This window comes from Acidihalobacter yilgarnensis (genome assembly GCF_001753245.1).
GTDB classification, from domain to species: domain Bacteria; phylum Pseudomonadota; class Gammaproteobacteria; order DSM-5130; family Acidihalobacteraceae; genus Acidihalobacter; species Acidihalobacter yilgarnensis.
The window spans coordinates 2,329,534-2,343,238 of sequence record NZ_CP017415.1; the positions used below are offsets into that span (position 1 = coordinate 2,329,534).

Below are 13,705 nucleotides of genomic sequence, written 5' to 3' on the forward strand. Positions count from 1 at the left end.
CCATCAGGGAGGTCTACACAAGGCCATACCCGACCGATCACCAGGAGAAACCCGTGACTCGCGATGTAGGCTACAAAATCCATGCATTGGCCCTCGGGCCAATGGAAAACTTCATCTACTTGATCCACGATCAGGCCAGCGGACGGGCTGCCGTGGTCGATCCCGCCTGGGATGTCTCCGCCATCCAATCCCTGGCGAACGCCGAAGGCATGCGCATCACCGACATCCTGCTCACGCATAGCCATCACGACCATATCAACGGCGTGGACGAACTACTCCGCGACCATGACGCAGAGACCCACCTGCTCAAACCCGAAGCCAGTTTCTGGGGACACCCGCTCGTCCGCCCGCACCTTCATCACGGTGGCGACGCCATCCAGCTCGGCAGCACCCGTATCGACGTGCTGCACACCCCAGGCCACACACCAGGTTCCGCTTGTTACCACCTGGGCGATGACCTGATCACCGGTGACACCCTGTTCGTGTTCGGTTGCGGTCGCTGCGATATGAAGGGCGGCGATCCAGAGGCCATGTTCCACACCCTGCGCCATCTACGCGAAGACCTGCCACCGGATACCTGTATCCACCCAGGTCACAACTATGCAGAAAAAACCAGTACCACAATGGATGAACAGGCTCGCTGCAATCCCTTCATGCATTTCAATGAGATCGATCACTTCGTCCGCTACCGTCAGCACGAACACGATCGCATACGCAGCACGCCATACCCCCGGAATGCCGGGATTGAGTCGATATCTTGACACCAGACGACCACAACGGGTGGCGTGACGTCAATCATTCGGCGGATCGCTCGGGAGTATGCGAGCAAAAACACTAACCATTTGATACAAAAGAATTTAGATCCATATTCAATATATGGCACAAAATTCGCATCACTTATTGTGAACTCATGCGATCCGAGACCATGGCGATATTTCGATTCCCCAGAGCCCAAGGCCAAGCCGAGCGCTCCACAAGTGGCGAAACGCCGCCTCAGGGCGCTTTCGATGCCCTGCTGCGGCTGCAAGCAACGCTGGACATCGAGGAACTCCTGGCCAACTTCACTTCGTTGATCTCGGGTGAGCTGTCGATTGACGGCTACAGTTACACGGGTCCACGAGATTCGGCAATTCATTGCCAGTCCGGCCACACCAACCGGCACGCACTTGCCTATCAACTGATGGTCGAGACCGAGCATCTTGGCGAATTACTGGTCTACCGCGCCCGACCGTTCACCGAAGTTGAAAGCATGGGCCTCGAAGACATGCTCTGCCTGCTCGTCTACCCATTGCGAAATGGGCTGCGTTACCAGGAGGCCATACGCTCTTCGTTCACAGACCCCCTGACCGGCCTCGGCAATCGCTCGAACATGCTGCCGCAAATCCAACGGGAAATCAGCCTAAGCCACCGGGAGTCCCGCCAGGCCAGCCTCCTGATGATCGACATCGACCATTTCAAACTCATCAACGATGGCCATGGCCACCCAAGCGGCGACCAAGTTATCGTCTGCATCGCCGACATCATCCGCAGCACGGTACGCGATTTCGATCTGGTCTTTCGCTATGGCGGTGAGGAATTCGCGGTACTGCTGGTTAACACCGATAACTCACGCGCAACGCACGTCGCCGAGCGCCTGCGTAAAAACGTCGACATGCACACCTGTCGCTTACCCGACGGGCACGGTGTCTCGCCAACGATCAGTATCGGATTGAGTTCGCTGAGCCGACAGGACACGCCGCAAACCCTGATCGAGAGAGCTGACCGCGCCCTCTACCAAGCCAAGGCAGACGGGCGCAATTGCGTCCGCGACCACGCTCTCTGATGAGCCAAGTCCACCCGACAGCAGTTTTCGGCTAAGATGTCATGATAGTGTCCCGTGAATGCACGCCCATGCGCACAGCCCTACTCGAACCCTCATTGTTTGACAACCAATACGAAATCATCACCCATCCCCCGCGGATCGCGCGCCTGCTACGCGACATCCATGAGGATCGTGCGATGGTTACCCTCATACCCGATGAGGGAGAGCAGGCCTTCAGTACCGCTATCCTCGAAGGTAGCGAGGGGATGGCCCGCGATTACTTCATGCTCGATGAGTTTGTCCCTCGCGAGGGCAACAGAACCATCGTTCCAAACACCAAAATCTGGCTCCTCGGCCAACTCAAGGGCGTCAAATTCGCATTCGAATCCCACATCATCGAATCTGGAAGTGAAAATGGGATCCCGTTTCACCGAGCGAGCCTGCCGAAATTCATCCGTTATGAGCAGCGTCGGACAAGTTACAGGGTGAATGTTGCGCTGGGCATCAAAGCCGGCGTGCGTCTTGGAACACCGGAAACACACAATCCGCTGGCTGGCCAGCTACGCGACCTTTCGGTCGGCGGCGTCTCCGCAATATTGCCGGCCCTGCACCGACAGGCAATCATACCCGGCACACTCATGCCCTACTGTGAAGTCGAACTGCCGGGCGAGGGCACCATCGTAGCCGAGACGGAAATCCGCCATGTGCGTCCGTCCGCCGACAACACCAATACACAAGTGGGGCTCGCGTTCCACAACCTGACGGCCGATGCGCAGCGTCAGATACAGCGTAGCGTCAGTTATCTTGAACGAGAACAGCTCCGCAAGCAGCCAGACGATGATTGATCGCAACCAAACACCGCTACGGCGTAAGGAAACATGCGGACATGGCTGATGAAAGACTGGGCCAAACCGAATACAACACCTTCAGAAAATTCCTTTCCGATGCCTGTGGCATCGTCCTGGGCGACAACAAACACTATCTTGTCGTCAGCCGGCTGAACCGCATGGCGCGTGACGCGGGCCTACCTACGATCAGCGCTCTGCTGGCCAAGCTCCCACATGACCGCGAACTCGCCCGCCAGGCCGTTGAGGCCATGACGACCAACGAAACCTCCTGGTTCCGGGACCAACATCCGTTCAACAGCCTTCGTGACCACATACTCCCGGAACTGGCGCGCCGTGGCACCGCCATACGCCTCTGGTCAGCAGCCTGCTCATCCGGACAAGAACCTTACTCGTTGAGCATGATGATCGACGAAAGCCTGCGCACACACTCCGGCCTCTCGCTGGCCAATGTTCAGATCATCGCAACCGATGTTTCCAAGCAGATACTCGACGAAGCACGCACCGGCAGTTACGACGGTTTCAGCATGATGAGAGGCCTGACCGACGACCAGCGGCAGCGCTATTTTGTCAGCAAGGGGGATCGTTGGGAGATTACCCCTCGGGTCAAAGGTCGCGTCAGTTTCCGCGAATACAACCTGATGCAAAGCTATGCCTCGCTTGGCCGATTCGATGTAATTTTTTGTCGTAACGTTCTGATCTACTTCTCAGCGACCGCGAAGGAGGATATTCTCAGACGACTGGCGCAGGCTCTGAACCCTGGCGGGTATCTGTTCCTGGGAGCGGCGGAAACGGCAAGCAGCGCGAGCGACCTGCTCGATCTCGTAAGATTCAATCCGGGAAGCGCCTACAAGCGCCGCTGAACGCAGCGTAACCTTTTTCAAACCTTGGCGAGAGGCTGGCCACCGCCGATGCCAGAATCGCCCTTTCGATCATAGGTAGCCGGTTCGACCGGCTCGCCACGTAACACCCGGAGCAAACGACGCACCTGACGTTGTCCACTGTTGTTGAGCGCGCCATTACGACGATTGAGAGCCTCGCAACGCGTTGTCTCATCCACGAGCACCCGCCAAGCGGCGGCCACTTCGGCTGGCGCAATAGACAGATAGCGATCCATCCCAACCGGATCCGCCCCATACCCCAAGCCCGCAAGCAATGCCGCACGCCGCTCACCGCTCGCCTCCAGAGACTGGATGAGGGCCTGCTTGGCATCCGCCAGCGACAACAGCGCCTCTACCTGCAAGCGCTCCAATGCATCGGATTCCGTCTCTAGAATCTCGCGCAGACGGGTCATAGCGGCAAATTCCTCACCGAGTATCGACAGCAGCATGGATTCGTCGTTGCTCACTACCTATCCCTCTCCCACGTCACAACATGGCTTGCCCACGGCGCCACGGGAGGCTGCACCGCGGGGTTTCAGGAACCCTTTGCCGGCCCCTCAAGACTCAGCAGCTTGCTCGCCACCTGGCTCGGGTTGATGTTGTACTGCCCGCTCTGAATAGCTTGACGCAACTGCGCCACACGTTGCTTATCCACAATCGGCTGTTGAGCAAGTCCGGCCTGCAACTGGGCGAGCTGCTGCCCACTCCGAGTCAAACTCACCGAATCACTCGAAGCAACGGGCGTCCCCGGGGTTTGGGTTTGGCTGCTGGCGGTGTCACGTGTCGACCCCAGCGCGGATGAATGGGAAGAACCCGCTGTATCGCCCGTAGCCTTGGCACCGCCTTGCTGTGGAATATTCTTGAGATCGATATTCATTGAATCACCCGTTGCCGAAGCCGTTTCGGACCCGAACTTCGCGTCCACATGCGGCAATCGCCTTTGCTGATGCCAGACTTATCGACCAAGCCTGACGAAACTTTAGCCCCATTCTGCTGCTGAGGCCAGCCTGGGCGATACGCACTAGCCACCGACTGTCACCTTCCCAGGCCCACTGACCACACCCTCGATGATGCGCTGGGAGTGGCTATTACGCACTTTGATCGCTTGACCACGCGATCCCGAGGCAAGCGCCACACCTTCGGTAGTCACTTCAATACCGCTCCCACCAGACATGACCGTTACCATTTGTCCACGGCGCACCAAAATGGGGGGGCTCAGCATTGCAGGCAGAACGACCTGACCCGCCATGACATCACGGGTCAGCACCTGCCCCACAGCCTGCGTCTTGCCAGTCAAATAGCCATAGGCGAGATTACTCAGATCGCGATCAGCCAATGCCAACTCCGAGGCCATCAGCTGCGTTCCGCGCACCAGCGGACGCACCGCCACGACCACCGCGAGCCTGGCCGAGACTTGAACGGGCACATACAGGGTCCAGGGATGCGGGCCGGCGCACCGCACGCCGATCACGGCATTACCAATCACGCGACCGCCACTCGGCTTGAAGGCATTCAGCCCTTGCGTACAGGCGGGCAGCGCCAGGCGCGCATCCAACGGTGATGCGCTGATGTGCAACTTCGCGCGCGGCAACCCCTGTTTCGCCTCCGCCAGCGCGAATGACTCCGCAGCATCGAGTATCCGCACATGCGGCTCCTGCGCATCCGCCGCCACGGCCCCGCCTAGCATAACGCCATACAGACAAAGCCCAAGGAAAACCCACCCCATTCGCCAGTTTCCCGACACTCAGCACCACCTCCAAAGACACATGACGATATTTTGACGGCCACAACAGGAGCGATTGTCGCGCAATGGCTGCCGCATCGCAGTAATGCATACCACTGTATAATCAGAAGCAATATACAGGCCACAGCTAAAGCCGCCGGTGCACGGGCAGGTTTTTTACAAGCTTCTAAACTCTTATTAGTTTCTGCCGACAACCTGTACATAACGACGATTAGCCGAATCAAGGGGCAGTATGACCGACATCCTCTCCGCCGTAGACAAACGCACCCGCCTTGCAGGCCAGAATCGGCTGGAACTGCTGCTCTTCCGGCTGGACAAGCAGCAGATTTTCGCCATTAACGTCTTCAAGGTCAGGGAAATCATACCCCAGCCCACGCTCAAAACCGTCCCGCAGGCGCATCCCTATGTGCTTGGGATCGCCAACATCCGTGGCCGGCCGACTTCGATCATTGAGGTCGCAAGGCCCTTAGGTCGGCGCGGCGTGCCCGCCGGACAGGAAAGCTTTGTCATCGTCACCGAATTCAACCGTAGCGTACAAGGCTTCAGGGTTGCATCGGTCGAGCGCATCATCAATATCAGTTGGGAATCGGTACTACCGCCGCCCAAAGGCAGCCGCTCCGGCCACTATATGACCGCGGTCACGCAGTATGAGGATCAACTGATCGAAATACTGGACGTCGAACGCATACTCGCCGATGTACAGGGCGTCAACACGGATGTCTCCGACAACCTCAAGGAGAGAGATCCGACGCAAAATGCCCAAACCCAACGCATCCTCGTCGCCGACGACTCCTCAGTCGCCCGACTACAGGTACGCCGGACACTTGAACAACTCGGGATGCAGGTCGTCCTCGCAAACGACGGCAAAGAAGCCTTGGACAAACTCGAAGCGGTCATGGCCTCCGACACGGAGCGCCAATTCGACATGGTGATTTCAGACATCGAAATGCCACGCATGGATGGTTACACGCTATGCAGCCGCATCCGGGCCGACAAAAGCCTCATCAACCTGCCGGTCATTCTCCACACCTCGCTGAGTGGGTCCTTCAACCAGGCCATGGTCGACCGCGTCGGCGCCACGGCATTTCTGCCGAAGTTCCAACCCGATGAATTCGCAGAAACAATTCTTCGCCTACTTCACCCCCGGCCCCATGAGGTGATAATCCCCGGACCCGGAGGTTAGAACCTCCGGGTCCCAACCCGCCGCCCGCCCAACGAGAACGCTGCTCCCACGCGAATCCATGCCTAACTCGGATATCTCCATCGAACAACTCGGCCGGCTGGAACCGCTCAGTCAGCTCAGCGAGGCTTCCCGGCAAGCGTTACTGCCCAAATCCAGAATCGATACACTGGAACCCGGCAAACGCCTCCCATCCCGCAATCGTGAGCGCTGGATCAGCTTCATCCTCGACGGCAGCATGGACCTGATGCAGGGTGATACGCTGCTCGAACGGATCGAACCCGGCATAGATGCGGCACGCTCCTTACGCCCGCTGTTCCCAGATGACAGCCTTGCGGAATACGCGGCGGTGATCACACAGACACGCCTGCTGAGTATTGCCCGGCAGGCTTTAGAGGAGGCCATCAAGGCCGAAAATGCCACAAACAGTGGCTATGATGTCGGCGAAGAGAGTATTTCCTCGGTCGAGAGCGATCTGCTCGAGCGGTTTTACAAGGCACTGAGCGATGGCCGCATGCAGCTTCCCAGCCTGCCGGAAATTGCCATCCGCATCAGGGAACTCGCCGCCGACGCCGAAACCAGCCTCAACGACCTGTCCAAAGTCATACAGGTCGACCCCTCGCTGACGGCTCGCCTGATTCAGGCCGCCAACAGCGCTGCTTACCGGGGCACGCGTGCGGTCGGCTCGGTGCGCGAGGCCATCACGCGCCTAGGTCTCAAGCGCACCGCCAGTCTTGCGATCAGCATCACGATGCACAATGTATTCAAGGCCCGCTCACCGCAAATCGCCCGCCAGATGCAGCTACTCTGGGAGACCAGCGTGGAGGTTTCGGCCATCGCCTATATCATTGCCCGGCATTCGCGCCTGATGGATCCCGATCACGCCTTGCTCGCCGGCCTTATGCACCGTGTCGGCGCCGTCCCGATACTCCTATTTTCCGAAAGCCTAGGGACCGGCATCGACGATCTCAAACTCGCTATCACCCGTCTGGCGCCCATGGTCGGCGGGGTTCTGCTCAAGGAATGGGGCTTTGATCACGATGTGGTGATCGCCATCGAAGAGGGAGAACAATGGATGCGCAGCCCTGAACTACCCGCTGACCTCTGCGACATCATCATCGCCGCCCGACTCTACGCAGACTTGCGCAACGATCGTCCGTTACCAGCCGCCTCACTGGCCGAGGTTCCCGCCTTCCGCAAACTCGGCCTAGCTGACATGGAATCCGATCGATCGCTGCAAGTGCTGGAAGATGCCGCCGAGGAAATCGCAAGCATACGCGAGTTCCTGAACTGATCATCCCGGAAGCGAATGGCGTGCCCATCGACATATTCAACCTTGCGCCATTAGCTGTACCGACATGCGAGGAGGCTTCGAAATCCGGTGGAATTCGGCATACGCGTCGACAGTCAGCAGCTTGCCCAGAGCGCCCAAGGCAGTACCTCACCTCGCGCCCAGCTAGCCGCTTGGCAAGTCGGGCAGGTGCTACGTGCCTTTGTCCTTGAAGGTACGCCCGCGCAGGCAGGTGGTGGTCCTGCGCGCCTGCAGATCGGCAATCTGCAGATTCCAGTCAGATCCCAAACGCCGCTGCAAACGGGCGAGTCATTACGCTTAAGTGTTCGGCGCGCCGGTAACGACATCGTCCTGGCACGGGCACCCGCAACGCCCCCCTCCGTATCGCCACAAACCGTTGCCATCGAACAAGCCGTGCGCAGTCTGCTGCCCGCGCAGCAGGCGCTCGATACCGTCCTGCGCGCCTTATCAAGGCTGTTGCCGCAATTACCTGCCGCCGCCGCAGGGTCCGCACGCGCACTAGTAGCCAACACACCCACGCCCGCACAACTCGCGACGGGTGGCGGCCTGAAGCAAGCCATGCTCAATTCCGGGGTCATGCTGGAATCCCGCCTTGCCGCAGGGCTGCCTCCATCGCCACTGGACATCAAGGCGACTGCGGCACGCCTACTCGATGTATTGCCAGTTCAGCCGACCACCCAGCCCGCAGCATCGAATCAAGCCCGGCAAATGGTCGAGGGACTCATCGGGCGAATCGGCATCAATCAGTTGCAAAGTCAGGTACCCGGCAGCAATACCCTTTACTGGTCCATCGAGCTCCCGGTACGGACCCCTCAGGGCTTCCATACGGTCCAGCTTGAAGTCGAGACGACGCCACCACATACCGGAACGCCGCCTACAGATGGGCAAGACTGGGTCGTCCGCCTCCACTTGGACCTGCCGCGAACCGGTCCGCTGGACGCTTATGTTGCAAGCCAACAGAACACGCTGTCGGCGCACTTCTGGACGGCTAACGCAGCCACCGCAACGCGTATCTCGAATGCCTTACCCGAGCTTGCGGCTGCTTGGTCAGCACAGGGCTTATCCCCCGGCATACTACAAAGCCATCGCGGCGAAGCGCCCCAGGCAAGACGAGCCTCGTCGGGAGTCAATAGATTGGTAGACACGCGCGCATGACTAAAAAACCCTTGCCGCCGACCACGCTTCACCGCCTGGCCATCGCCCTAAAATACAATGGGGAAGGCGCTCCCCGTATCACGGCCAAAGGGCGCGGCGAGGTCGGTGAGCGCATCATCGAGCTGGCTCGCGCGCATCAAGTCCCCCTACGCAACGACGCAGAATTATGCCAAGTACTGGCGCAAGTACCCTTGGGAGAGGAAATACCGGAAGCCTTGTACGTCGCGGTCGCCGAAGTACTGGCATTCGCCTATCGCCTCAATGGCCTGGCGCTGCACGAATTGCAACCGGACGTGGAGCCCTCTGACGTTCAACCTGGATCGGATGCCTCATGACGCCCCGCCCCGGCGACATGCAAGGCTTGCAGCAGATCAACTTCGCCGCGGGATAAACCGCACACCGTCATCAGCTCATCCGCAGGCATCCCCCGCTCCAGCAGCTTAAGTGCCTGTACGTGCGCGCCACCCGGCGCTTGCGCACGCAACTCCTGGCTATCCACACGCTCACGTAGACGGCTGTACAAGGTGTCGAACCGCTCCTCCAGCTCAGCGTCTCGCTGACGCATTTCCTGAATCGACTGCCGCAGCGATTCCAACTGCGACTGAACAAAAGCCGTTTGCGTTTTGCCGGTCTCGCGCTCGCCCCTGAGCTTGAGCACTTGCCAAGCCGCCCACGCGGCCACGACCGGAAAATAAATCAGATCCAAGGCCACCAATACGCTCAGCCAATCAATGTGCATGCACTACGCTCAGACATATTCGTCAATATGGCCCGGTTCCGAAGGCGGATGATTCTCTGGAACCGAAGGTGGCGGCGGCGGCCGGCGCGGCTTTCGTTGGCGATCCGGCGTCGTCGCTGGACGCCGCCCGGTATCGGCAGGCACCGAAGGGTGCAGAGGTTCGATTTCGTCCGCCACGTTGCGAGCACCTACATCGTCGCCAGCTCGGCCCATTCTTCCTCGTTGAGGAGCTTTTCGACATCGACCACGATGATCAGCTCCTTATCTCGCGACGCGACGCCCTGGATGTAACGCGCAGCCTCCTGATTACCGACACTGGGGCTAGGATCGATCTCATCCTGCCGGATACGTACAACTTCGGCGACCCCGTCGACCAATATGCCAACATCCTGGCCGGCGGCCTCAAGCACGATGATACGACTGGAATCGTCGGGCTCAGTGAATTCGAGACCCAGGCGTTGACGGGCATCGATGACGGTTACCACATTCCCTCGCAGGTTGATGATACCGAGTACGTATTCGGGCGCGCCGGGGACCGGCGATATTTCGCCCACACGCAACACTTCCTGCACCCGCATCACATCAAGCGCATAGACCTCGCCGCTGAGGAAAAAAGTCACGCACTGCAACTCATCCACCTTATTGACTCCACTCTTCTCTGCCATCGTCTTGTCCTCACCCGTCGGGCGTTATTTTCGCACCATGATTTCATCCACCCCTGCCACTCTGCGTGATCTCGGCCGCGAGGGACTCGATATCCAATAGGGCACACATCTGACTGGTCACGGTCCCGGCCAACCAGCGGCGGGAAGTTCGCTCCGTACGCCAGCGCACCGCATCCGCCTGCAGTGACACCACTGCGTCAACGCGATCGCAACACAGCCCCCAGCGCCCATCCTCTACCATTAGAATACGACTATAGATGCCATCCGCCTCGCCGTTTCGCACCTGTTCCTCCCGCTGCGACAGACGGTCGCGGGGAAACACCAGTTTGGCCGTATCAATAATCCCGGCCTGACGCCCGTCGAAGGACATCAAACCCATGAACCAAGGTGGGCGCCCAGGAGTCTGCGTCACGTGTTCGCCCCAGGGAATAATGCGCGTCAGTTTGACAAGCGGCACGGCCAACTTGAGGCCGCCGACGAAGAACAACAAACACTCAAAGCCCTGTTCCGCCCACTCCGGCACTGCTTTCAATCTTTCTACCGGCGCCGGAGTAACAACCACTTGCGACGTAACCGTGGGCACCAATGCCATACCAGGCTTGACCGCGGGCTCGGTGGGCAGCGGCGTCGGCACCGGTGAAGGCAAGGGCACCAGCTCGGCCACGGGCGCAGGCGCCACTGCTACCTCTGCAGAAGGATTGAGCAACCCATCCAGGTAAGCACTTAGAGCCAATTCCTGGGTGAAAAGCGCTCCAACTTTGGCTTGCGTCTTATCCACGGATCGCCTCGCGCAAAGAATGAATATTGCCACCCAGCGGGGTCTGCTCCAGCAGCCAGTCCAGCAACTGCGCATAAGCCTTGCTGCCCCGCGAAGACGGCTTCATCGTGGTCAGCGGCTGTCCGGCGCGGCTGGCTTCACGAAACTGCGTATCCACCGGTATCACGCCGGGCCATATCTCATCCGGATGATCACCGCGCAACTGGCGGAGTGTTTCGATCGAGGCGCGCGTGCGGCGGTCAAACAGGGTCGGCACCAGGGTGACATCCAAGGCGCGAGTACGCGAGCGCTGCACCATGCTGACCGTCCGCAACATACGCTCCAAACCCTTGAGGGCCAGAAATTCTGTCTGCACCGGCACCAGCAGGTGCTGACAGGCCGCCAATGCATTGACCATAAGCACACCGAGCATCGGCGGACAATCCATCAATACCCAGGAGTAGTGGGCACGCAGCATGGCGAGCGATTCAGCCACCACCAAGCCCATACCCTCCCGCCCGCCCAACTGCCGATCCAATGTCGCCATAGCCGTGCTGGCGCAAAGCAACGACATCCCTTCGACCGATGTCTCTACGGCAAGCGGCAACGGATTGAGTGCCTGCCCTTGGGCGCGGCGTTGAAACAAGGTGTAAAGGCCACTATCGGAACCTTCCGGGTTATATCCGAAATAACTTGTCAGTGAGCCATGCGGGTCAAGATCGAGCAGCAATACACGCTCGCCGGCACGCGCGAGAAGCCCCCCCAGACTAACCGTCGTGGTCGTCTTGCCCACACCACCTTTTTGATTAGCCACCGCCACGATGTTCATGATCGATTTCCCCCAACACCAGCGGTCTTTCCTGCGCTATCCGTCATGTCAGCACCCGGCCTCTGAAAAAGTGCAGGAGAGCCAGTACCGGCCTGCTCCAACGCCTTGCTCGCAGCCAGTACCACCAGATCCACCCGCCGATTCTGACTTCGCCCGGCCGCCGTCGCATTGCTTGCAATCGGCTTGTATTGCCCGTACCCGACCGCAGCCATACGCTGTGGTCCAACGCCAAATTCCGCCATTAAACGCACCACCGAAGCGGCGCGCGCCGCCGATAATTCCCAATTGGAGGGAAATTCGACGCTATGTATAGGTATATCGTCCGTAAAACCCTCAACCTGAATCCGATTCGGCAAGGGTGCGAGTGCCTTCGCCACTTCCTGGATAATCTGCGTCGCCGTTGGCGCCAGACGGATACTGCCGCTCGAAAACAGAAAGTCCGTGTTGATTTTGATATCGATCCACAATCGATGGACATTTACCGATACAAGATTCTGCTTGACCAGATTACCCAAACGACGCTGAATTTCGTCACCCATGGCACGAATCGCAGCCTCGGTGGTGGCGAGTTGGTCGTCCGGCGCCTGCGCCGAACGCAGCGCAGCCGCCTGTCGCGCAGGTAGTAATGGCTTGGGCATCATCGATTGCGGAAGATTCTGCATCTCGACCGGTGCCGGAAAATTTTGCAGCGGCGTCGTTGCCGGTGGACCTGAGGCCACCACCTTGCCCTCCTGGATCGGGTCGAGCGAACGGGGCACGCTGTGGAAGGCGGCGACCAGGGACTCCGACAACACTCGATATTTGCCTACATTCACCGACGAAATCGCGTACATGACCACAAAAAAAGCAAACAACAAGGTGATGAAATCCGCATAGGAAACTAACCAGCGCTCCAGGTTTTCATGTTCAACCGCTTTTTTCCGTGATCGACGCGCCATGGCCTAACCTCCGTATGCCCGATTCATTGCACATACCCCTGCAACTTGGCCTCGATCGCGCGCGGGTTCTCTCCTTCCGCAATGGCAGCAAGACCCTCTATGGTCATTTCGCGCACCTTGCTCTGACGGTGGATAATGGATTTAAGCTTGTTCGCGATGGGCAACAAAAACAAATTAGCCGCACCAACGCCATAGATCGTCGCCACGAAAGCCACCGCGATACCGGCACCAAGCTTGGTCGGATCGGCAAGATTTTCCATCACATGGATCAATCCCATCACCGCACCCAAAATACCCACGGTCGGGGCATAGCCACCGGCTGCCTCGTAAACCTTCGCGGCATGCATCAGCTGCTCCTCCGTCGCATCCAGCTCTACCTCCAACACGCTGCGGATGGCCTCCGGCTCACGACCGTCGACCAGCATCTGCAAACCCTTGCGAGCAAACGGCTCCTCCAGCGCATCCGAGACACCTTCGAGCCCGAGCAGACCCTCGCGGCGCGCGATCTGGCACCATTCCACAATCGATTCGATCTGTCGCTCCGGTTCGATCGACGGTGGCTTGAAGACCCACAGCCCCATCCTGACCGCACGCCAAAAGACCGGCAGGGGGCTCTGCAGCAACACGGCACCCAACGTCCCGCCCATCACGATGATGAAGGCGGTCAGCTGCAGGAGGGAGCCGATATGCCCCCCCTCGATATAATTGCCACCGATTACGGCACCCAGTGCGATCAAGATGCCCAGCAGGCTGAGTATGTCCATCACCTACTTCCTCTGGGCAAATGCCGTAAACCATCACGGGAGACCAAAACCAAGCTCCCCGCTCCCTGTATCTCGTGATCCACGACCTCGGCGTG

The 13,705-nt window shown here is 59.1% G+C and carries 17 protein-coding genes; 8 read left to right on the plus strand and 9 right to left on the minus strand.

What is annotated here, in order from left to right; genetic code table 11:
* Positions 1-101: 101 nt before the first annotated feature.
* The 4 genes from BI364_RS11145 (at position 102) to BI364_RS11160 (ending at position 3,509) form a co-directional block, all read left to right on the plus strand.
* On the plus strand, positions 102-761 hold the full coding sequence (locus tag BI364_RS11145; RefSeq protein ID WP_083251334.1) for an MBL fold metallo-hydrolase: 660 nt from the start codon (positions 102-104) through the stop codon (positions 759-761).
* 164 nt (positions 762-925) lie between these two features.
* Positions 926-1,822, plus strand: coding sequence for a GGDEF domain-containing protein (locus tag BI364_RS11150; RefSeq protein WP_197495687.1), 897 nt, complete (start codon positions 926-928; stop codon positions 1,820-1,822).
* Between the two features lie 68 nt (positions 1,823-1,890).
* The gene (locus BI364_RS11155) at positions 1,891-2,646 is read left to right on the plus strand and encodes a flagellar brake protein (RefSeq protein ID WP_070078799.1); all 756 of its coding nucleotides are present in this window, start codon (positions 1,891-1,893) and stop codon (positions 2,644-2,646) included.
* 41 nt (positions 2,647-2,687) lie between these two features.
* Positions 2,688-3,509 carry a CheR family methyltransferase gene (locus tag BI364_RS11160; RefSeq protein ID WP_070078800.1) on the plus strand — a complete coding sequence of 274 codons (822 nt, stop codon included), beginning with the start codon at positions 2,688-2,690 and terminating at the stop codon, positions 3,507-3,509.
* A 17-nt stretch (positions 3,510-3,526) separates the two neighbouring features.
* Here the strand turns inward: BI364_RS11160 and BI364_RS11165 are convergent, their stop codons facing one another.
* From BI364_RS11165 to flgA, 3 genes are all read right to left on the minus strand, one after another.
* Complete coding sequence (locus BI364_RS11165; protein WP_156782726.1) at positions 3,527-3,994, minus strand: flagella synthesis protein FlgN; 468 nt, start codon at positions 3,992-3,994, stop codon at positions 3,527-3,529.
* A 68-nt stretch (positions 3,995-4,062) separates the two neighbouring features.
* A complete protein-coding gene (gene flgM / locus BI364_RS11170; RefSeq protein ID WP_070080038.1) occupies positions 4,063-4,404 on the minus strand; it encodes a flagellar biosynthesis anti-sigma factor FlgM in 342 nt (113 codons plus the stop codon).
* 144 nt (positions 4,405-4,548) lie between these two features.
* On the minus strand, positions 4,549-5,214 hold the full coding sequence (gene flgA, locus BI364_RS11175) for a flagellar basal body P-ring formation chaperone FlgA (protein WP_070078802.1): 666 nt from the start codon (positions 5,212-5,214) through the stop codon (positions 4,549-4,551).
* Positions 5,215-5,503: 289 nt separating this feature from the next.
* On the opposite strand from flgA, the gene BI364_RS11180 reads away from it, so the two are divergent.
* The 4 genes from BI364_RS11180 to BI364_RS11195 all read left to right on the plus strand — a co-directional run bounded on the left by BI364_RS11180 (position 5,504) and on the right by BI364_RS11195 (position 9,253).
* Positions 5,504-6,454: a chemotaxis protein CheV gene (locus tag BI364_RS11180; RefSeq protein ID WP_070078803.1), complete on the plus strand. Its 951-nt coding sequence runs from the start codon at positions 5,504-5,506 to the stop codon at positions 6,452-6,454.
* 58 nt (positions 6,455-6,512) lie between these two features.
* Complete coding sequence (locus BI364_RS11185) at positions 6,513-7,745, plus strand: HDOD domain-containing protein (RefSeq protein WP_070078804.1); 1,233 nt, start codon at positions 6,513-6,515, stop codon at positions 7,743-7,745.
* Positions 7,746-7,832: 87 nt separating this feature from the next.
* Positions 7,833-8,918 (plus strand): flagellar hook-length control protein FliK, encoded by a 1,086-nt coding sequence (gene fliK / locus BI364_RS11190; RefSeq protein WP_070078805.1) that lies wholly within the window; start codon positions 7,833-7,835, stop codon positions 8,916-8,918.
* Positions 8,915-9,253 (plus strand): EscU/YscU/HrcU family type III secretion system export apparatus switch protein, encoded by a 339-nt coding sequence (locus tag BI364_RS11195; RefSeq protein ID WP_070078806.1) that lies wholly within the window; start codon positions 8,915-8,917, stop codon positions 9,251-9,253. The genes fliK and BI364_RS11195 overlap by 4 nt, the downstream gene beginning before the upstream one ends.
* On the opposite strand, the gene BI364_RS11200 is transcribed toward BI364_RS11195, so the two are convergent.
* The 6 genes from BI364_RS11200 to BI364_RS11225 all read right to left on the minus strand — a co-directional run bounded on the left by BI364_RS11200 (position 9,229) and on the right by BI364_RS11225 (position 13,610).
* Complete coding sequence (locus BI364_RS11200) at positions 9,229-9,657, minus strand: DUF2802 domain-containing protein (RefSeq protein WP_070078807.1); 429 nt, start codon at positions 9,655-9,657, stop codon at positions 9,229-9,231. The genes BI364_RS11195 and BI364_RS11200 overlap by 25 nt on opposite strands.
* A 188-nt stretch (positions 9,658-9,845) precedes the next feature.
* A complete protein-coding gene (locus BI364_RS11205) occupies positions 9,846-10,322 on the minus strand; it encodes a chemotaxis protein CheW (protein WP_070078808.1) in 477 nt (158 codons plus the stop codon).
* A gap of 43 nt (positions 10,323-10,365) precedes the next feature.
* A complete protein-coding gene (locus tag BI364_RS11210; protein WP_070078809.1) occupies positions 10,366-11,100 on the minus strand; it encodes a chemotaxis protein CheW in 735 nt (244 codons plus the stop codon).
* Positions 11,093-11,908 carry a ParA family protein gene (locus BI364_RS11215; protein WP_070078810.1) on the minus strand — a complete coding sequence of 272 codons (816 nt, stop codon included), beginning with the start codon at positions 11,906-11,908 and terminating at the stop codon, positions 11,093-11,095. Before BI364_RS11215 ends, BI364_RS11210 begins: the two co-directional genes overlap by 8 nt.
* Positions 11,905-12,846 (minus strand): flagellar motor protein MotD, encoded by a 942-nt coding sequence (gene motD, locus BI364_RS11220; RefSeq protein WP_070078811.1) that lies wholly within the window; start codon positions 12,844-12,846, stop codon positions 11,905-11,907. Before motD ends, BI364_RS11215 begins: the two co-directional genes overlap by 4 nt.
* 23 nt (positions 12,847-12,869) lie before the next feature.
* The gene (locus BI364_RS11225; protein WP_070078812.1) at positions 12,870-13,610 is read right to left on the minus strand and encodes a flagellar motor protein; all 741 of its coding nucleotides are present in this window, start codon (positions 13,608-13,610) and stop codon (positions 12,870-12,872) included.
* Between the last annotated feature and the right edge of the window lie 95 nt (positions 13,611-13,705).